This is a genomic window from Psychroflexus halocasei (assembly GCF_900107595.1).
GTDB classification, from domain to species: domain Bacteria; phylum Bacteroidota; class Bacteroidia; order Flavobacteriales; family Flavobacteriaceae; genus Psychroflexus; species Psychroflexus halocasei.
Genome location: NZ_FNQF01000005.1, coordinates 124,639 through 145,030, shown reverse-complemented (window position 1 = coordinate 145,030; position 20,392 = coordinate 124,639). Strand labels below are relative to the sequence as shown.

The 20,392-nt window shown below is 32.3% G+C and carries 24 protein-coding genes; 6 read left to right on the top strand and 18 right to left on the bottom strand.

Annotation, left to right across the window (positions count from 1 at the left end; translation table 11 throughout):
* Positions 1-47 precede the first annotated feature (47 nt).
* The 17 genes from BLV84_RS07585 to BLV84_RS07515 all read right to left on the bottom strand — a co-directional run bounded on the left by BLV84_RS07585 (position 48) and on the right by BLV84_RS07515 (position 15,346).
* Complete coding sequence (locus BLV84_RS07585; RefSeq protein WP_159429402.1) at positions 48-1,907, bottom strand: LysM peptidoglycan-binding domain-containing protein; 1,860 nt, start codon at positions 1,905-1,907, stop codon at positions 48-50.
* A gap of 2 nt (positions 1,908-1,909) precedes the next feature.
* A complete protein-coding gene (gene guaA, locus BLV84_RS07580; RefSeq protein ID WP_093243979.1) occupies positions 1,910-3,439 on the bottom strand; it encodes a glutamine-hydrolyzing GMP synthase in 1,530 nt (509 codons plus the stop codon).
* A 131-nt stretch (positions 3,440-3,570) separates the two neighbouring features.
* Entirely contained in the window at positions 3,571-6,252 is a 2,682-nt protein-coding gene (locus tag BLV84_RS07575) for a peptidase associated domain and porin domain-containing protein (protein WP_093243978.1), read from the bottom strand.
* Positions 6,253-6,336: 84 nt separating this feature from the next.
* The gene (locus BLV84_RS07570) at positions 6,337-7,083 is read right to left on the bottom strand and encodes a GLPGLI family protein (RefSeq protein ID WP_093243975.1); all 747 of its coding nucleotides are present in this window, start codon (positions 7,081-7,083) and stop codon (positions 6,337-6,339) included.
* A gap of 155 nt (positions 7,084-7,238) precedes the next feature.
* A complete protein-coding gene (locus BLV84_RS12595) occupies positions 7,239-7,571 on the bottom strand; it encodes a GLPGLI family protein (protein WP_234953114.1) in 333 nt (110 codons plus the stop codon).
* Positions 7,572-7,595: 24 nt separating this feature from the next.
* On the bottom strand, positions 7,596-7,928 hold the full coding sequence (locus tag BLV84_RS12590; protein ID WP_234953113.1) for a hypothetical protein: 333 nt from the start codon (positions 7,926-7,928) through the stop codon (positions 7,596-7,598).
* A gap of 29 nt (positions 7,929-7,957) precedes the next feature.
* Positions 7,958-8,692: a GLPGLI family protein gene (locus BLV84_RS07560; RefSeq protein WP_093243973.1), complete on the bottom strand. Its 735-nt coding sequence runs from the start codon at positions 8,690-8,692 to the stop codon at positions 7,958-7,960.
* Positions 8,686-8,910, bottom strand: coding sequence for a hypothetical protein (locus BLV84_RS07555; protein ID WP_093243969.1), 225 nt, complete (start codon positions 8,908-8,910; stop codon positions 8,686-8,688). Before BLV84_RS07555 ends, BLV84_RS07560 begins: the two co-directional genes overlap by 7 nt.
* A 382-nt stretch (positions 8,911-9,292) precedes the next feature.
* Positions 9,293-10,000: a GLPGLI family protein gene (locus BLV84_RS07550; protein ID WP_093243967.1), complete on the bottom strand. Its 708-nt coding sequence runs from the start codon at positions 9,998-10,000 to the stop codon at positions 9,293-9,295.
* A gap of 65 nt (positions 10,001-10,065) precedes the next feature.
* Positions 10,066-10,266: a hypothetical protein gene (locus BLV84_RS12450; RefSeq protein ID WP_143521338.1), complete on the bottom strand. Its 201-nt coding sequence runs from the start codon at positions 10,264-10,266 to the stop codon at positions 10,066-10,068.
* 11 nt (positions 10,267-10,277) lie between these two features.
* Entirely contained in the window at positions 10,278-11,018 is a 741-nt protein-coding gene (locus BLV84_RS07545; RefSeq protein WP_093243964.1) for a GLPGLI family protein, read from the bottom strand.
* 22 nt (positions 11,019-11,040) lie between these two features.
* On the bottom strand, positions 11,041-11,286 hold the full coding sequence (locus BLV84_RS07540; protein ID WP_093243959.1) for a hypothetical protein: 246 nt from the start codon (positions 11,284-11,286) through the stop codon (positions 11,041-11,043).
* A 360-nt stretch (positions 11,287-11,646) separates the two neighbouring features.
* The gene (locus BLV84_RS07535; protein WP_093243956.1) at positions 11,647-12,342 is read right to left on the bottom strand and encodes a GLPGLI family protein; all 696 of its coding nucleotides are present in this window, start codon (positions 12,340-12,342) and stop codon (positions 11,647-11,649) included.
* A 44-nt stretch (positions 12,343-12,386) separates the two neighbouring features.
* Entirely contained in the window at positions 12,387-13,082 is a 696-nt protein-coding gene (locus tag BLV84_RS07530; protein WP_093243952.1) for a GLPGLI family protein, read from the bottom strand.
* Positions 13,083-13,112: 30 nt separating this feature from the next.
* The gene (locus BLV84_RS07525) at positions 13,113-13,856 is read right to left on the bottom strand and encodes a GLPGLI family protein (protein ID WP_093243948.1); all 744 of its coding nucleotides are present in this window, start codon (positions 13,854-13,856) and stop codon (positions 13,113-13,115) included.
* Positions 13,857-13,861: 5 nt separating this feature from the next.
* Positions 13,862-14,614, bottom strand: a complete 753-nt coding sequence (locus BLV84_RS07520) for a GLPGLI family protein (protein WP_093243945.1) — start codon at positions 14,612-14,614, stop codon at positions 13,862-13,864.
* A gap of 99 nt (positions 14,615-14,713) precedes the next feature.
* Entirely contained in the window at positions 14,714-15,346 is a 633-nt protein-coding gene (locus BLV84_RS07515) for a 7-carboxy-7-deazaguanine synthase QueE (RefSeq protein WP_093243942.1), read from the bottom strand.
* Positions 15,347-15,462: 116 nt separating this feature from the next.
* Here BLV84_RS07515 and BLV84_RS07510 point away from each other — a divergent pair, with 116 nt between their 5' ends.
* From BLV84_RS07510 to BLV84_RS07485, 6 genes are all read left to right on the top strand, one after another.
* Entirely contained in the window at positions 15,463-16,026 is a 564-nt protein-coding gene (locus tag BLV84_RS07510) for a hypothetical protein (protein WP_093243938.1), read from the top strand.
* Between the two features lie 2 nt (positions 16,027-16,028).
* Positions 16,029-16,640 (top strand): inorganic diphosphatase, encoded by a 612-nt coding sequence (locus BLV84_RS07505; protein WP_093243933.1) that lies wholly within the window; start codon positions 16,029-16,031, stop codon positions 16,638-16,640.
* On the top strand, positions 16,621-17,472 hold the full coding sequence (locus tag BLV84_RS07500) for an alpha/beta hydrolase (protein WP_093243930.1): 852 nt from the start codon (positions 16,621-16,623) through the stop codon (positions 17,470-17,472). Before BLV84_RS07505 ends, BLV84_RS07500 begins: the two co-directional genes overlap by 20 nt.
* 81 nt (positions 17,473-17,553) lie before the next feature.
* A complete protein-coding gene (locus tag BLV84_RS07495; protein ID WP_093243927.1) occupies positions 17,554-17,976 on the top strand; it encodes a VOC family protein in 423 nt (140 codons plus the stop codon).
* Positions 17,977-19,056, top strand: a complete 1,080-nt coding sequence (locus BLV84_RS07490; protein ID WP_093243924.1) for an AI-2E family transporter — start codon at positions 17,977-17,979, stop codon at positions 19,054-19,056.
* Positions 19,010-19,453: a YkvA family protein gene (locus tag BLV84_RS07485; protein WP_093243920.1), complete on the top strand. Its 444-nt coding sequence runs from the start codon at positions 19,010-19,012 to the stop codon at positions 19,451-19,453. The genes BLV84_RS07490 and BLV84_RS07485 overlap by 47 nt, the downstream gene beginning before the upstream one ends.
* 27 nt (positions 19,454-19,480) lie before the next feature.
* Here BLV84_RS07485 and BLV84_RS07480 read toward each other — a convergent pair whose 3' ends face one another.
* The gene (locus BLV84_RS07480; RefSeq protein WP_093243917.1) at positions 19,481-20,371 is read right to left on the bottom strand and encodes a bifunctional 5,10-methylenetetrahydrofolate dehydrogenase/5,10-methenyltetrahydrofolate cyclohydrolase; all 891 of its coding nucleotides are present in this window, start codon (positions 20,369-20,371) and stop codon (positions 19,481-19,483) included.
* Positions 20,372-20,392: the final 21 nt, after the last annotated feature.

Genomic DNA, 20,392 nt, shown 5'->3' with positions numbered 1-20,392 from the left:
GAGACCTTTTTTTAATTTATAAAAGTTACTTTGATAAATTAATTATTTTAATCTTGAGGTAAAAGCTCAATCACATTAAGCTTTAAATCATCTTGATATTCGATTAAATAAACTGCGGTGTTGCGATATATTTTCTCAAAAACATCATACTGATATTGAAATTTATTTTGATAATATTCTGTAAAGCCATCAAGCTTCACAGTATCATAAAAATCACCAACATAAGCCAATCTTAAAATGACATCCATTGTGACATCAAAACCACGTAAGAAGTATTTTGACTTTAAAATATCATCTTCATCTTTTAATTTATACTCTGAAACATCATAATTTGAATCAGTATAAAGCAGCTTTAAATTTGATAAGTAAGTATTTGAAATATCATCTCTTAAAGCTGATTTTGAAGGCATGATCAACTTGATATCATAGTCTTTTTTTCTGTAGCTTTCAAGAAAAGAAACAGTTGACTCCGCGATACCAATCTTATCAGTATCGAGGATAAACCAATTGGTTTTCCCCTTTTGCAAAACGGCACCAACTTCATTCATTTGCAAATATGATTCACTCATACTCACATGTTTCGTTCCTGGAAAAGTTCTATCGATGACTTGCTTGAAATGACTATTTTGAGCATCAGAAAGCAAGCTTAAATTAACATCATCCGTTATATTCTGATGGATATAAGTCGTGATCATCTCCTCTTTTAAAGCTCGACTTGGCAAAGAGTTGAAAATCTGAGTCCCTGACATAGAAGCTTCAGTAATTGGCAAAATTATAGGAATTGAATCTTTAGATAAATGTTGACTTAACTTTCTCACATTAGGTTGAATCACAGGCCCAATCGCTGCTTGTAATTGACTTAAATCATTATTATTGATTAATTGTTCCATGCCTTCAGCACTCATCCCAGTATCAAAAGTTCGTAAATTAACATTGATCCCTAATTTTTGAGCAGAATCAACTGCTGCCAATGCACCTTCATATAAATCGATAGCTATACGAGAAATACGATTATCCATCAACTCCTCTTTCATTGTTTTTTTGCTAGCCTTAAATTTTTCTAAATTAAAAGGAAGAAATAAGCCTATCTGTTTCTGAGATGGATCTGAAAAGTTACTGCTTAAATCCAAGCGTTTATCTTTTCCTTTTGCATCTGCAGGAAGTTTCAGAACAATACCATTACCAACGCCTGTATATTGATAAGCAGGGTTGAGTTTTTCAACCAATTCATTTGTCACCTTAAAGCTTTTCTGCAAAGCATCTAAGTCAGATTCTGAATCGACTTTGACATATTTATATTCTTTAGACTCAGGTAATTCCGGGGTTTGCTTTTTCTTTCTTTCTATAATTAAATAATCACCAGGGTGAATCACATCAGCATTAGGGTTTAAGGCTTCTAATTCTTCAACCGTTAATCCATAATCTTTAGCAATACCATACTTTGTTTCTTTGGGCTGCACCAAGTGTTTCAAATTCGAGAAAGTTGAGTTTTTAACACTCTGGTTTGAAATATCTGTCGGTCTTTTTAAAATCGGAATTTCCAAAACATCAGCTGAATTCAACTCGCGTGTTTTCAGAAATGGATTATATCTAATAATCGTTTCAACCTCTACTTGATATGTTTTTGAAATACTGTATAAAGTTTCTTTTGGCTCAACTTCATAAGATTCAAAACGCGATATATTGTCTTCAGCATCAGATAATGGAATGACTAATGTTTCGCCTTCAAGCTTTTTATAGCGTGAAATATCTGGATTAAAATTTAAAATATCTGTGACAGAAACATCAAATTTTTGAGCGACAGTTTTTAAATCTTGCTGATCTTCTACAGTATAAGTCGAGAACTTTTGTGCAGATGCCGTGAAACTAAAAACAGCGAAGATTAAAGATATGATTAAGATTCTCATAATTATTCCCATTCAATTGTTGCTGGTGGTTTTGAACTGATGTCGTACACCACTCTATTAACGCCTTTAACCTTATTTATTATTGTGTTAGAAACAGTTTGTAAAAATTTATAAGGCAAATCTACCCAATCTGCCGTCATTCCATCAGTCGATTCAACGGCTCTTAAAGCTACAACTTTTTCATAAGTTCGCTCGTCTCCCATTACGCCAACTGAATCAATGGGCAACAAGATTGCGCCTGCCTGCCATACTTTTTCATATAAATCCCAATCGCGAAGTGCTTGTATAAATACAGCATCAACTTCTTGAATCACACGCACTTTTTCTTTGGTAATATCACCTAAAATTCTGATCGCCAAACCTGGCCCTGGGAAAGGATGACGCCCTAATAACTTCGCATCAATCCCTAATTCTGCGCCAACGCGTCTTACTTCATCTTTAAAAAGCATGCGTAAAGGTTCAACGATTTTTAACTTCATAAAGTCAGGTAAACCACCCACATTATGGTGAGATTTAATTGTCGCTGAAGGCCCGTTGACAGAAACAGATTCAATCACGTCAGGATAAATTGTGCCTTGAGCAAGATAGGTCACATTTGTAATATCACCAGCTTCTTGATCAAAAATATCAATAAAAGCATTCCCGATTATTTTTCTTTTTTTCTCAGGATCAGAAACGCCTGCTAATTTATCTAAGAAATAATCAGAAGCATCAACGCCTTTCACGTTCAGACCCATGTGTTTGTACTGATCGAGAACTGATTCAAATTCATTTTTTCTTAATAAACCATTGTTCACAAAAATACAATAAAGATTTTTGCCAATAGCTTGATGCAAAAGTGTAGCTGCCACAGTAGAATCAACGCCTCCACTTAAGCCTAAAACAACTTTATCATCACCGATTTCTTCTTTTAAACTGGCAATCGTCATGTCAGCAAATTTTGCTGGTGTCCAGGTTTGCGGCACCTCAGCAATATTGACTAAAAAGTTTTCGAGAAGTTGTTTCCCATCTGTTGAATGGTAAACTTCTGGATGAAATTGGATGCCGTAAGTTTGCTCACCTTTTATTTTGTAAGCTGCATTTTTGACTTCAAAAGTACTCGCAATGCATTCAAAATTATCAGGCAAAGCTTTGATGCTATCACTGTGTGACATCCACACTTGTGAATGTTCATCGATATTTTGAAAAAGATCAGAGTCTTCTTTTATAAAATTCAAATTGGCTCTACCAAACTCTCTTGTGTTTGATGAAGCCACTTCACCGCCATAATTATGCGCCATAAACTGCGCACCAAAACAAACACCTAATAAAGGAAACTGACCTTTAATTTGGCTTAAATCAGGTTGAGGCGCTTCAGGATTAAGAACAGAAAATGGACTTCCTGATAAAATAACGGCTTTAAATTCTTTTAAATCTTCAGGGATTTTGTTGAAGGGATGGATCTCGCAATAGATGTTTAATTCACGCACACGCCTAGCGATAAGCTGTGTGTACTGCGATCCGAAGTCTAAGATAAGTACGTTTTTTTGCATGGACAAAAGTAAAAAAATGAGGCTAAATTAGCTCACAAAGTTGACACTTTTATCCATTCAAATCAAGATTTCAATCTGAAAATTATTTTAAATTTCTTGAAAAGTTGAACCTTTTATGAATTTCTAATATCTTATAATTTATAAATCACTTTAAACATCACAATTCTCGGTTGTATAAAAGTTTTACGATCAGTCACAATGAATTCATTGACTGAATTTTGTCTTTTAAAATCGATATTAAATAAATTGGTCGCACTCAGCTCAAAACCCCAAGCTGAAGATTCTTTTCCGTAAAACAAAGATGCATCTGCCATTTCAAAACGGTTGGCATCGCCTGTTGTTTGATTTTTAAAATAATTGTAATCGTAATTGAAGTCAAAAATGAAATTACCAAAATCATATTCTAAATTTGCATAAGGCGACAGGATGCTAAAGTCGTTTTCAATGGTGTTTGAATGCAATTGAGAAAAATTCTGATTCACGCCAACATCAATATTTGGTAAATCTTTAAAACGTGTTCGCACACTTGCACGGTAACCAAAACTGATGTTTTCATAATCAAAAACTTCATCATTAATAATTCTTGAATATTCTGAGAGACTTGCATTTCCATTTAAAGAAATTGTAAAATTCGGGATGCGTTTTGAAACGCCAGCATTAAAAGAATATCTGTCTTCTGGCAAATCGGTTAAAATACTTGTGCTGATTTGGTCAATACCTTCAATTTCTGTTTGGCGAGTGATGCTGTTTTCTTTACGCAAATACGTCAAACCCAAGTTATAAAACATGCCTTTAAACATACTAAAGTGACTATAAAATAAACTCGCTTGATGAAAAATCTGGTTTTCAAGATTTTCATTTCCACGTGAAATTTGATTAAAACTTTGTAAGCTTAAACGGTTGGCATAATTCGCGTGATTGCCAAAACCTGTGTGACGATTATACTTCAGTTTAAGCTTTGCTGAATTTTTAAACTTGTATTCTGCAAAAAATTCGGGTAATAAAACTGCCGTTTGTGAATTGATCAACTCTTCATCAAACTGTGAAATATTCCAGTTGTAATTCTGAACAACTAAACCTGGTCTCAAAACCAAATTCCCGATTTGAGTTTTGTACTGAAAACCAAGTCCAGCTTTAAACAATTCAAAATCCATTTGGTTATTAAAACCTGCAGACTCAAAACTATTGATGCTGCCATCATTAAGAAGTTGCTCATCAAGTGTGCTAAAATCAAAATTAAAATAATCAAGATTCACGATAGGATAAATATGGTGAAAATCGGCCAAAACCCAATAATGCTTGGCATTCAGGCTTACATTTGTCACTTGCTTCTTGTTGAGTTGATTCAAATTAAAATCATCTCCTTCATCAATCAAAGGAATGATATCTGTAAAAAGCGGCTGATTAAAACTCCATAGTCTTGATGTTGTTTGGTCAGCACTTTTAATTTTTGCTTCAACTTTTAAAGTGTGTTTAAATGAAAATTGCTTGTTAAGATTGAAAGTTTGCAAAAACTCAAAATTCTCAGGTTGTGCATTTGTATTCACAAAACGGTTTTCATTACCAACTTCAGAATTTAATAAGGATTCCGCTTCAGCTGTGTTGTATTTAAAATTTGTATTCGCTCTTAAATCTGTGTCATCGCTATTATCATACCTCAGCTTTATTTTGCTAATGCTAAAAAGAAAATCGTTTTGACTCTCTTGTGTTCTCAGTTCATCAGGTGCTTCAGTTGTTTGGTAAGCGAAATTTTCGCGGCTTTGTGTTCTTAATTTACTTTTATTAAAAATACTATAAGCGTCTAAACTAAAGTTACCGCCCAATTCTTGCGAAAGACTGGCGGCACCGAAATCATTTTTATTAGAAACAAAATCTTCTTGCCTTAAGAACTGCGCAAAATCATCGCTATATAATTTAGAGTAAGCCTCACGATCTTCCAGAGCCAAGGCCATGCCGCCTTCAAAATCTAGATAATCTTTAAGTGTAAAAGATTTCTTGCCTGTGTTATTGAAATCTCCGATGACATTAACTGCGGTTTTTGGGCTGTAGTAAAACAGTTTAGGATAAAATAAAAAGCGATCTTCAATGCCGCCACCGACTTCAACATCTCCAAAAACAAATTTCCTTTTACCATCTTTAAGCTTAATATTAAGCGCCATTTTATCGCTGTCTTCGAGACCTTTTAGGAAGGCAACTTCGCTATAATTATCAAGTGCTTCAATTTCATCAACAGCATCTGCAGGAATATTATTAACGCCCAATTTTTCATCACCTGTAAAGAAAACCTTGCCATCGACCATTAATTTTGTAACAGGTTTTCCGTTGACAGTCACATTACCTTCGCGGTCAACTTCCATGCCTGGCAGCTTTTTAATAATATCTCTCAGCTTTCTTTCCTCGCCTGTTTTAAATCGATCTGTTTTATAAGTGATGGTGTCTTCTTTGACGATAACCGCCATTTCTTGTTGAATGATGATTTCCTCCAGAGATTCAGTGCTTTCTTGCATGATGAAATTTCTGGAGACATCTTCAGATAAATCAATGGTGTCTTCAATCTTTTTAAAACCTAAATGCGTGATTTCAATAAGGTAAGGCTGATTCTCGCTCAGCTGTAATTTGTATTCACCTTTTGAGCTGCTGATGCTAAATTTAATCTGCGCATTGGCATCTTGCAAAGAGGTGGCAATCACGTTAGTATTAGGCAGCGGATTCTGGACGCTATCAGTAATAAAACCTTTGAGTTGAACAGTTTGAGCGGAAACTGCTGTGATTGTAAAAATAAAAATGAGGAGACTTGTGAGTTTTTTTGTCATATTGATTTTAGCAAATAGGTTTATTTAAAAAAACAGACCTCAAACATAAATTCGTGGTCTTAATAAAATATCATTCTGCATTATTTATTGTCCAAGATAACGTTTCTTAAGTAAACTATTTTTTTGTTTTTCAGTTATTGATGGTTTAGATGGTAATTGCACATTGACATCTGATTCTTTAATTTTTGTAACAGAATATTCAAAATATTGATTTCCAGCTTGGAGTACCATTCCTGGCAAACCTGTAAACCTGGATGGACCATAACCAGATGGAAGTTCTGGCGCATACCAAGCATGTAAAACTTCTTTTTTGTTATTATTAAACGCGAATAAAGCATCTTTCTCAATAAATTCACCAGTAGCCAAATAGCATTTAAATCCATTAATAATTTTTGTTTCATTTTTTAATTCCCAATTGTAATATGGGTTAGCTAATCTTATAAAGTAGTTTTGGCCTCTGTAATTGACATCGTTAAAAATACTATCTTTTTTAAGACTTGTAAAATGAGGAAAGCGACCATATAAGAAACCTTTTAATTGATTATCAAAACGCTCTTGATTATTAACACTCATTTTTTCAATAACGCTAAAGTGTGAAGTCTGATTATCAGAATCGATTTCAAGCTTATACTTGAACTTACCGATATTTCTACTTATCCTTTTCCTTAAATTGAGATATTGACCTTTTTTATTGGGTGAAATTGAATCGTGTATCTTTAAAAAAGCTGGTAAATTACTCTTTTGATATTCTACAATTAAATCTTGACTAAAGCTTTTATTGGTCAAAGAAAAAAATATAAAAAAAACGCAGAATGATATTTTTTGTAACATAATTATTAATTAACTACTGTTGGTAAACTAGGAACTGATCCGTTAGATTCTCAATGTTCAGTTTAAATTATCAATTTTTAATCCAGTTCATTAAAAGTTTAGTTTTTACCGAAAGTTTGTTTTACTTAATATACTATCACTTTAAAATTTTTGTTTTATCGATAATTTTGGAGTTTTTCATCAACTAAATCATAGAATTTCTCAGAGCAAATAACTTCATTTTGATTAATTTTTTTTAATGGATTTACTGTATTTTCAACACTGTCTAAAGTGTAAATTGTATTTTGAAATCTTAATTGAACAACTAAGCCTGGCAAACCAACTGCGCCCATTGGCCCATGATAAACAGGTATGTCTTTACAAAACCTAGCTTCAATTTCTTTTTCCTTAACACCATTTGATCCAATAAATTTTCTGGATGTCACTGCTTTTGTTACTTTGTATTTACCTATAACTTTGTGTTCATTTTTAATCTGCCATCTTGGCAATTCTTTAAACTGAACATTGAATATCTAATTCATAAAAGAGGTTTGTAAATACAAACTTCCATTAAAGGAATTATAAAACCATTGATCACTAACATAACTCATTGCTTCTGCAATTTTTAGAGCCTGAAGATTTTGAGAATCTTTGTTCAAGGCTGCAGAAACAGAGAATTGAGACTGATTATCTAAAACGCTCAATATAAATTTATTTTCATCTAATTCACTCTCAACGTTTCTCATTAATTTTTTTACTTCATCTAATTTAATAGATTCATAATCAACTTCAGCACTTGTTTTATACACAAATGTTTGTTGTGAAAAGCACTGAAAGGAAATTAATAATATGATGAAGTATCTCATTGTTGATGTGTTTTAATTGTAATAGATATTCAATATTTCATTTCTTTTACTTTGTCATTCATTTTTATAAAATAATTTTTATCGACTAAATCCTCACTTAATGGTTTTGGAGTTTCCTTAGCTGGTGTGATAACTTGATGTGCTTTTAAATTATAATTTTTTGTATTAATTTCTAATATTAAACCTGGTAAACCGTGAATATTTGAAGGACCAAAGCCACAGGGTATCTCTTTTGTAAACCATACTTCAAACTCCTGTGTCTCGTCCTCTTTAAATTTGACATCAACTTGAGCTATTGCTTTTTGAGCGGTGTAGCCTAATATTTGTTTTTCTTCTTTTAATATTTGCCACTTTATATCTTGCTTATTCTCATAATAAACTTTCTCGAAGCCTAAATCTGTTTCTTCTATACAAAGATTTTGAGTCTTATTGATATAAACTTTTTTAGGAAAACTTAAAAAGAGATCTGCCAATTTTAGCACAGTTGAATTATCAACTTCCATAAAAGTTGGTGGTTTAAAAATAGAGGCATCATTTTTAACATCTAAGGTAAAAGATTTGTCTTTATACATGGCATTGATTTTAACTCGCATTTTTTGAGCAAAAACAAAATGCTTTTCTTGATCTGTTTGCCGTATAGAATCTTCTATGACTATCTCGTTAATTGAGGCTTTATACTTGATTTGAAAATCGCATTGCGCAAGAGCTGCACAATGCGATATTAAAATCACTATCAAAGTAATCTTTATTTCGTTTCTTAACATTCTACATCTGCTATAGCCAAGGTTAAACGCATTCTATTGTATGCTGAATCTGGCTGAATCAATCCACTGTCAAATAAAGCATGACTTGTTTGTCGTGCCTCCCAAAAACAATCGTCTTTGTTTTCATGGTTCACACCTGCTACATTTTCATTAATTTCAAAACTACTCATTCCTATTGTCATCGCTCCTAAAGCGATTATTGTAAAAAACTTTTTCATGTTATTTGTCTTAAAATATTTAAATTCTCTTGGTCGCTAAGACCAAATCTCAGCTAAAAGCTGTCCTTATCTTCATGAAAAATCAGTAACTTTGTATTTACTTAGAGATGTGATTTTTCATGTCTTAATCTGTGGAGCGCTTTTCATCTTGAAAAGCGTTTCCTTTTTAATTTAATTAGAAGAACATTTGATATGTTTTGGTTACAGTTAGCTAACCTAAAAAAAAAAAAAACGATTTAAGATAACTTTATATGTTAAATGTATGTTTTTTTATTTTTTTAACATCTTAAATTTACTATCATGTTCTATCAATTCATATTTCATTAAAAGTTATATTTAGTAAAGTTTAAATTATCAATTTTTAAACTAGTTCATTAAAAGTCTAGTTTTTACCCAAAGTTTGTAGAATTTGTGTTGATAAACCTTCATAAGTCATTACCTTTTGACCTGGTTTTGGCTCGACTCTCTTAGGTTCTTTATTAGTTTCTTTAATTTCGACAGCTGTAATGAGCGCATTATGTTTTTTGGCTTCTAAAACTGCGCCTGGCAAATTACCAAAAACACTCGGACTTGCTTTAAAATTGAGACTTGGTGCAAACCAAACATATTCAGGAACCAATTTTGCTTTAGCATTTTTATTTTGAGGTGTTGCTTTATAGCATTGAATTCCTAAAATATTTTTTGTTTCATTTTGGATTTCCCAAGTCACATAATCTTTATTAATCACCTCGATAACAACGCTAGAAATAGCAGAGTTGTAAGCTAAACTTGTTCCTTTATCGTAATAAATAGGCTGAACAGAAGACACCAAAGTTTTGACAGACATCAGGTCTGTATTGGTATATTCGTCTGATTGCATCATTTTATTAAATCGCGTTGAATAAGTCTCTCCGTTAGAAATCGTTTTTAGTTTTAAAAACTCAGCCATTTTATTATACTTTTTAACTTCATTTTTAAAGTGATCAACGATGTATTTTTCAACACCTTCCATAGCTCCAAACTCTTCAACTTTATAAGTGTATGTGATCTCGTGGTTTTGAGCAACAGCAAAAATGCTGAATAAGTAAATTATTAATGTAAATTTTTTCATGTTTTTGAATATTCAAGGCGACTTAAAAAGCCGCCTTGTGGTTAAAATAAATTATCAAAAAAGAATTAAAATCCAGTTTCATTATCCATTTCACAAAAAGTTCTCCATTCATTCGATTGAATAAATGAATAAATTATATCTCCACCTGATGTATGGAAGGTGTAATCAAAAATTCTTGAAGCTTCTTCATCACAATCTCTTAAAGTTTGGTTAGTGGGAGTAGAACTCAAGAAAAATATACTTAATATTAATATTGTTGTTTTCATGTTTTTATTTTTTAATTACCTATGAATTTTTGAGATTCTTCACGAACTCTCTTATTAAATGTTTTATAATCAATAATTTCATACTTTCTAAAATTTGGCCTTTTCACTTTTTTATCAACTTGATTTACAGAAATCGCCTTTATTTTTGCTGAATTGGTATTGTATTCCAAAATCGCTCCTGGCACATCAGCAAATAAAGCTGGAGCAGCTCTGAAATTTAACGCTGGTGCATACCAAACCTCCTCAGGTATGTAAGCATTATCTGGTTTTTTCAAACCATCTTTCATGATAGGAACTGCACGATAGCACTTAAAGCCCAGTATTGATTTAGTTTCAGAAGTTAAGTCCCACTTAAAATACTGTTGAGATTTTGACTTTACCACCCAATCACTATAGGATTTTGAAATACCATAAGACGTATTGTCTTCATAATAAATTTCAGGAAAAATTGAAATCCAACTTTGAGTTGATGTTAAATCAAAATCTGACAAGCCGTCTTTCATCATAATATTAGGATAGGATAAATGATATTTATCAGACTCAGAAACAACTTTTATCACAAGCACTTCCGATATTTGTTGCATCTTTTGATTGGTATTCAACAAGTAAGTTCTCACTGAACTACTCAGTTCTCGTCCTTTCTTTGTGTCAAGATCATAACCTTCAACCTTTGCCTGATACTCGATTTGATAACTCTGAGCATAACTCACTAAGTTGAATAAAAGGACAATTATAATAAAGTGATTTTTCATAAATGAATTTGATTTACAAAATTTATCTTAGACCAATAAATTTCAATGCATCCATAATCGCAGAACTACCTCCGTTATTAACACAATTAGCCCAATAGTTACCAGCTGCTGCTTTAGCACTTTCATCAGTTGCTCCATTATTGACGGCAAAATCATGTAATTCATTATAAGCAACATCACAATCTTCTTGATATATTTCTTCGGAATCAAAACTACTCATTCCTATTGTCATCGCACCAATTGCGATTATTGAAAAAAACTTTTTCATGTTATTTATCTTAAAATATTTAAATTTTTATGGTCGCTTAGACCAAATCTCAGCTAAAAGCTGTCCTTATCTTCATGAAAAATCAGTAACTTTGTATTCGCTTAGAGATGTGATTTTTCATGTCTTAATCTGTGGAGCGCTTTTCATCTTGAAAAGCGTTTCCTCTTTATATTAATTAGAAGAACATTTGATATGTTTTGGCTAGAGTTAGCTAACCTAAAAAAAAAAAACGATTTAAGACAACTTTAAATGTTAAATGTATGTTTTTTAATTTTTTAACATTCTTGATGTGTTTTTCAACGCTTAATCATCAACGTTTTATTAAAAGAAATACTGGTTAAAGTATAGTTTAGTGAAAAATTATTTTTCAAACAAACCTTGACTCATTTTATCCATCATCTCCTTATATTCTTTTTCGGTTATCACTTCTTGGGTTGGGTCAAATGTTTTAATTTGTGTTTTTGTTTCTTTGATAGATTTTAGCTCATAATTAATCATAGTATTTTCTAAAACTTTCACAACTAAACCTGGTAAACCGATGTATTTCTTAGGGCCGATGTTAAGAGGATAATCCATGGTAAACCAAACTTTGATGTTTTCATCTTTCACAAGAGCCAAACGACAATTAAAACCATTGATTACTTTAGCTTTATCGCTTAATATCTCATATTCATGAGGCTGAAAACTAACACGATAAACTTTTGAACTATGGCGTTTTTTAAAAACATATTCATTCTCTGTGAAGTTTAAATAGTATTTATTATTCTCATTATAAAGTGCGTTGTTGATATTAATCTTAATATGGTCTGACTCCATTTGGCTCTCTCTATAACTATATGCCGCTTTTGAGTTCGCAATTATTTTAAATTCGATCGGCTGTGCTTCCTTAAAAAATCTTCTTGTCGTTGATTTTTCTTTTAATTCTTTTTCAGTTTTATCTAATCTATCAAGCATAACCTCTTTATCAAAACTAGCTATGTATGTTAGTTCATAGTTTTGCGCTTGCATTGTTAAGCTAGCCATCAAGATAAAGAAAGTGATTATTAGATATTTCATAGGGATTTCTTATTAATAAAAAGTTAGAAGAAGTTTTTACTATTTCATCTTTTTAATTTTTTAAAATCTTCAAGATTGATAAGTTCACCTTTTTCAGGTTTATTGATTTCTAATTTTGAATCAGTAAAATCAATTTTATTCAATTTAAATCTGTAAGCATAATCCCAATTGACATTTAATTCCAAAATCAAGCCTGGTAGACCTCTAAATCCGACAGGACCAAAAGGGTAATTGATTTCTGGCGCAAACCAAGCCACGATCTCTCTGTTTTGCTTTTTATTTTGTCCATTTCCTACATTATAACTCAATGTTGCTTTTTGTGCTTTAAAGCCTGATATTGTTTTAAACTCATCAACAATTTTCCAGTTATAAATATCAAAATCGCTAATTATTTTATACAATTTACCAAAAGCGTTTTTTTGCTCGACAAAAGTATTTTGAGATAAATCCGCATAAAATACGCTATTAGAGTTTGCTGTACCCAAAATCATTGCTTCAAACTTTTCAGGATAAGCATCATTAGACATTCCTTTTTTCAAAAAATAAATAGACTTATTTTCATTTGCCAATAGCTTAAAATCATAATTAGGTAATATTTTCTTGGCAGCTTTTAAAACTTTTCCATAAAAAGCATCTTCAGGAATTTCTTTTTGAAAATTAGATTCGTATTTGTAAATCACTTCAATGCCATTCTGCGAAAAGCATTGAAAGGAAATTAAAAATATGATGAGGTATCTCATTGTTGATGTGTTTTAATTATCTCGTCATTATCATCTTCCAAACATCTTGGCAGCAGCTTTATGCATCATTAATGCTGCTTCTTTTTCTGATAAAGCTTTATCTAAATTCGGAAATTTAATTTCTAAATCTTTATCCTCATCAATTTCTAATTTCTCTACGCTATAATTTTTTCCTTGAGTTTTCAGCTCTAAAATTAGACCTGGCAAGCCTCCGTAATTTTCTGGCCCATAAGCAAATGGCAATTGTGTCGTAAACCACGCCGTGACTGGCTGTTCTTTTTCTTTCAATTCTCCACTTTCTCTATCAATGCTAAAAAATGTTTGACCAGCTACTGCTTTTCTAACCTTGTAACCCCTGATAACTTTTGTTTCTGGCAAAATTTCCCATGAAATAGATTCTTTATTTATTAAAAGCTCTTTACCCGAAATATTATTTTTTTGATAACGCTTATTATTACTCAAGTCATAAAAATATTCGCTCTGCGATATAGACATATTTGAAACAGCATCATCACCTTTTGCCATCTTCGGATTTGTTTTAAATTCTGATCGAAGATCATTAAATTTAAGCGTATACCTTAATTGCTTTGTTCTTTCATTCATTTTTTTAATCATAAATGAATATCGTTCATACTTTTTTGGATCCTTTTCTTTCAGCTCTTCCAATTCTTTAGTGACTGTTAATTCATTTTTATAAGTAATTTTAGCACTTTGAGCTTGTGAAAATTGAAAAGTTAGTGCGATGATTCCTGTAATAAATAGTAATTTTTTCATTTTAATTATCTAATAAGTTTGATGTATTGATTTTCGTCGATTGATTTACCTTCAATGGGCTTGGAGATTTCTTTGTGAGATTCAAATTTAATTTCTGTTGCGTAAAAATGATAATGATCAAAGTGTGCTTCCAAAACCAAGCCAGGCAATCCATTAATTCCCATTGGTCCATGTGATAAATTAATTTTTTCAGTAAACCAAGCTTCAATTTTAGAACTTGAATCAAAAGAATCAATATCATTTTTACGACCTATTGCTTTAAAGCATTTATAACCCAAAATCTCTTTGGAATCACTCGTAATTTCCCATTTTATTTCTGCGAGTTGAACATCAAAAGTTTCAGAACGCCTAATGGTATTAAAATAATTTGATACTGAATCTTTATAATAAACACCTCCTTCTTTTTGAGTTGTTAAAATCATTTTCTCTTCATTATTCTTAACAATAGGTTTAAAAATAGATTTATGTTCGGAAAAAACGAGTTTATAATTGATTTGATTCAACATTTTTTTCTCATAAGTTGCAAAGTGTTGAATTTTCTTAAATTTTTCAGGATAATTTTGTTTTAAATTACTGTAATAATATGACATTTCTGCCTCGTTGTTATATTTAACTGTCCCAGACTGAGAAAATACTTGGGTGGAGAAAAGTAAAACTACCCATACAAGGGTAGTTTTTATGACTTTAATTTCATTCTTAACCATTGACTGGATAGTGAACACAAAAACTAAAGCGCACAAAAATTTATTAGACTTCATAAAACAACTTTACAAAGTATAATATTAAGTAATTTTCTAAGAATACAGTGAATGAATTTTTATTAAAATTGAATTCCGTCTAAAATAAAGCTTCTTATTTTAAGGAATCTCTAGATATTTATGTGTTTGGAGTGAAATTTTCCATTTCGGATTTTTCATGACATAATCCACAATCAACGGCATCATTTTCTCTCTCACGCTCCATTCTGGTTGTAAGTAAAGTTGACAATTACCTGAGATTTTTGCGGCTTGTTCTTCAGCAAATTTAAAATCGTGTTTATTAAAAACAATCACTTTAAGTTCGTCTGCTTTTTCATAAACCTCAGGTTGAGGCAATTTCATTTTCTTTGGCGAGAGGCAAATCCAATCCCAAATACCAGTGAGCGGATAAGCGCCAGAAGTTTCTATATGTATATCTAAACCTTCTTTTTTAAGAGCCGATGTGATGGGCTGCATATTCCACGTAAGTGGCTCGCCACCAGTAATCACAATGGTATTACTGTAACTTTTAGCTTGCGAAACAATTTCGTCAATATGCGTTGGCGGATGCGTATCCGGATTCCAACTTTCCTTCACATCACACCAATGGCAACCAACATCACAGCCACCCACACGAATAAAATAGGCAGCTTTACCTGTGTGATGTCCTTCACCTTGAATTGTATAAAATTGCTCCATCAAAGGCAACATTTCGCCTTTATCAACTAAGTTTTCGATCTCTTTTTTCAACATGCCGCAAAGGTAAATATTATTTCTCGCATGCTTGCCTGAAAGCTTTATAAGCTCAATATTTTTTAGATAAAATAGTCTTATGATCTAAGATTAATTATTTTTGGAAAAAATTTAGCATGAAAAAAATAGTTCAGTTCGGTTTCCTTCTTAGTTTAATATTCCTAAGCTCTTGTCAAGAAAGTCAAAATGAATTTAAAATCGGCCAAAATCAAGTTGGCCAGATTAAGGCTCAAACTGAAGTGCATGAGTTAGAAAGTATTTTCAGTCAAGATTCAATTGTCAAACCTGACTTAAAAAATAGATTCCGTGCGGTAGATAATGATTATTACGTATATCAAAATGGCGAATTGGCTTTAAAAATTCAGCCACGTAAAGCTCAAGATAGTACAAGTTACATCAGTGAAATCCAAATTTTAAACTCTGCTTACAAAACTGATAAAGGCTTAAATGCAAGCAGTACTTTTAAAGATCTGTATGAAAACTACAAAATCAATTTCATCCAAAACAGCTTAAAAAATGTGATCGTTGATTTAAAAGATTCTGGTATTTATGTTGTCATTGACAAGAAGCATTTGCCAAGCTCATTAAAGTACGATTCTTCATCAAAAATAAGCAAGACACAAATTCCTGATGATGCGCCCTTTAAATATTTCTGGTTTTCTTTTACTGAAGAAAAATAAAGATGAGAATTAATCAAATGATTCTTGTATCAGTTTTTGCACTGATCAGTTTCTCTTGTCAAAAAAAGATTTCTTTAAAAGAAATTAAAGCGCAAACATCTGAAGGTATTTTCCAGATGTTAGTTGAAATTCCGAGCGGAACAAACGCAAAAATCGAATACAATAAAGAACTGAAAGATTTTAAAATCGATCAAAAAAACGGCAAAGATCGTTACATTAATTATCTGAGTTACCCAGGCAATTACGGTTTCATTCCGCACAGCGTTCAATCTAAAAAAGAGGGTGGTGATGGTGATGCGCTTGATGTTCTGCTGATTAGCAAAAAACTTAAAACTGGCACAATTGTTCAATTCAAACCTTTAGGATATCTTAAATTGCGAGATGAAGGCGAGTTGGATATCAAAATCATCGGTGTTCCCATTGATGAAAAATTAAAAATCATTTCAGCCGAGAATTTTAAAGATTTTTCAACAGATTATAGAAGTGCCAGACGCATCATCCAACTTTGGTTTGAAAACTACAGTGATGATGACGTTGATATTTTAGGCTGGTACGACGAAAATGCAACGATTGATCTTATTAACGACAGCATTAATGAAGAAGAAACTAAATAAATATTTACCGAAAATAATCGGTTATAAATTAAAAACACAGCGCTTAGTCAACAAAAAGAAAGCGATGCAGACTGCTTACGCCTTATTTGCAACGCCAAGACGAGGCGATGTAAAACCACATCAGATTGACTTTCTAAATTCACACAAAAAAGAAGTTATTTCTTCACATTCACACGAGATACAAACTTATCATTGGGAGAATTCTGGACCACGAATTTTATTTGTGCATGGTTGGGATAGCAATACGAATCGTTGGAAAAACTTGATTCAAAAATTTCAGAGAAAAGGATTTGATATTTATGCTTTTGATGCGCCAGCTCATGGCTATTCTAGCGGAAAAACGCTCAATGTGCCGCTTTATGCGAAAGTTCTAAAAGATGTGATTGAGAAATACAAGCCTGATTTTCTTATCGGACATAGCATGGGCGCGATGACAGTCATTTACAATCAGCATTTATATGGCCAACAAAACATAAAGAAAAACGTGCTCTTGGGAGCGCCTTCTGAAATGCTTGATATTGTTGGTGATTACCAAAACATATTGAGTTTAAGTGATTCATTCATCCGAGATTTAGAAGGCTTTTTTAAGGAAAAGTTCGGATTTACTTATAAAGAATTCTCAATGGCAAAATTTGCTAAAGATATCTCAACAAAAAGTTTAGTTGTTCATGATAAGAGTGACAAAATAGCAGCTGTTTCTTCAGCTTATGCAATTGATAAATCTTTAAAAAATTCAGAATTATTAATCACAGAAGGCTTCGGTCATTCCTTGTATAATGCGGATGTTGATCAGAAAATTATCTCTTTTATAGAAAATGATTCAAACGAATAGAATCAACGCTTTGAAAAACATAAAATTAAGCTAAGGTTTAAAAAAATATCTCTATTTTTAGACACCTAAAATCAACCACTTATGAAACATCTGACACCTTTCCATTTAGCTGTTCCTGTCAAAAATTTAGCTGAAAGTAGAGCATTTTACACAAAGGTTCTAAACTTTGAAGAAGGAAGAAGCAGCTCACATTGGGTAGATTATGATTTTTTTGGACATCAATTTGTCATTCATGAAAGTTCAGATTACCATTTTGATGAAGCTTATGGCAAGGTAGATGCACATCAAGTACCAGTACCACATTTTGGCGTGGTTTTACCATGGGATGTTTTTGACAGATTTGCAACACATTTAAAAAGAAAAGAGATCCAATTTATTATTGAACCTTATGTAAGATTTAAGGATAAACCAGGCGAGCAAAAAACATTGTTTTTTAAGGATCCAAGCGGCAATGCTTTAGAGTTTAAGAGTTTCAGAAATATGAATCAATTATTCGAAAAATAAATGAAATCACTTTCTCCAAAACTCGTACGCCAACTGTTCATCCTCTTTTTGATCATCAGTTTGGGTTCCTTAATTTTCAAAGAAATTATTCCTTACTTATCAGGAATTTTGGGCGCTATTACATTTTATGTTTTATTACGTCGTGTGATGAAAAAAATGACAAACAGAGGTATAAACGAATCGATCTCTGTCACTATTTTATTGGTCTCATCTTTCATTTTAATTCTTCTTCCCTTCCTAGGAGTCGCATGGATGCTAAGTACGAAAATCAGTAAAGTTGTTTCTAATTCAGAAAAATTAGTCAATGCCTTAAACTCTCAGATAGCAGAAATTGAAAAATTAACAGATTATCAAATTGCTGCCAGTTTAGACCCTAGTACAATTACCTCTTGGCTGACTCAAAATTTACAAGGTTTTGCAGGTAGTACTTTTGAAATTTTTATAGCGATCAGTATCATGTATTTCCTTTTATATTACATGTTACTCAATCAAGAAAAACTATCGAGTTCTTTAGAAACTTACATTCCGATTGGCACCGATAACCTTTTATTAATTGCTAAAGAATCTGGCGAAAAAGTAAAAGCAAATGCCATTGGTATTCCCTTAGTTGCTTTATTTCAAGGCTTAATCTCTCTGATTGGATTTTGGATATTTGGCGTGCCAGAACCGTTTTTTTGGTTTGTTATTACCGCCATTGGCTCCATGATTCCTTTTATTGGTACAGCGATAGGGATTATTCCCGCAACAGTTTTACTATTTTATCAAGGTGATGCTGCCGCTGCTGTAGGAATGATTATTTATGGTTTTGTTATTGTCGGCTCTTCAGATAATTTAGTAAGATTATATGTGCTAAAACGTATGGCTGATGAACACCCTTTAATCACGCTTATCGGTGTTGTGATCGGTGTGCCACTTTTCGGGTTTATTGGCTTGATTTTTGGTCCACTATTACTATCACTTTTCTTTTTAATTGTCAAAATTTACAAAAAAGAATATGGTGAAATTGAAAATAAAAAACAGAAAAAAGAATTGAATGAAGACTTACCAGAAGAATCAGTACCAGAACAAAAAGAACAATGAAAATATTGATGAAGAATATTTTTCTGCTGAATCTAAAAAAATATCACATGATGATATTGACAAAGCGGTTGATAGTTCTGAAGGGATTTTAGATAAAATCAAGAACAGAAATTGGGCACCTCTTAAAGAAGATGTCAAAACGCTCTTAAGAATGTTGCTTGACTATAAAAATGGACATTATAAAGACTTGCCTTGGAAAACGGTTTCAGCTATTGCTTTTAGTCTATTATATATCCTTAATCCGCTTGACTTAGTTCCCGACTTCATCCCATTTCTTGGTTATTTAGATGATATTACAATCGTGAATTTTGCGCTAAAATTTATCGGAGACGATATTGAAAGTTATAGAGCTTGGGCAAAAGAGCAACCTGAGTCAACTGAAATATCAATTGACTAGGTGCTATTTTATAAAATATAAAGTTTTTTAAGAATTTTGACGTATACGATGAAGTTCGCGTGCCAAAAGCGTGTTTTTTAATAACATCGCAATTGTCATTGGTCCGACGCCGCCAGGAACAGGCGTGATGTGAGATGCTTTTTTGCTCACATTTTCATAATCTACATCACCAGTAATTCTGTAACCTCTTTTCTTAGTTTCATCAGGCACACGTGTAATACCGACGTCAATCACAACAACATCGTCTTTAACCATCTCTGCCTTTAAAAAATTTGGTTTCCCTAAAGCCGAAATAACAATATCAGCTTGACTGATAATTTGCGTGATATTTTTGGTGTGACTGTGCGTTAAAGTAACAGTTGAGTTTCCAGGAAAGCCTTTTCGTCCCATCAAAATACTCATCGGTCTACCAACAATGTGACTTCTTCCAATCACAACTGTATGTTTTCCGTTAGTCTCTACATTGTAGCGCTCAAGTAATTCTAAGATTCCAAATGGCGTTGCTGGAATGAAGCTTGTCATATCCAATGCCATTTTACCGAAGTTTGTTGGATGGAAACCATCAACATCTTTATCAGGATCAACAGTCATCAATACTTTTTGCGTATCGATTTGTTTTGGTAAGGGTAACTGAACGATAAAGCCATCTATATCATCATCTTCATTCAATTTTTTGATTTGCTCTAAAAGCTCAAGCTCACTGATTGTGCTCGACAATTTGACTAAAGTCGATTTAAAACCAACGCGTTCGCAAGCTTTAACTTTACTGTTCACGTAAGTCATGCTAGCACCATCATTCCCAACTAAAACTGCTGCAAGGTGAGGCACTTTTTCATTTTTAGCAATCATTTGATCGACATCAGCCTTTATCTCATTTTTGATGTCGTTACTTACTTTTTTTCCGTCTAAAATTGTCATGTTATGTTGTGTTATGTTGTT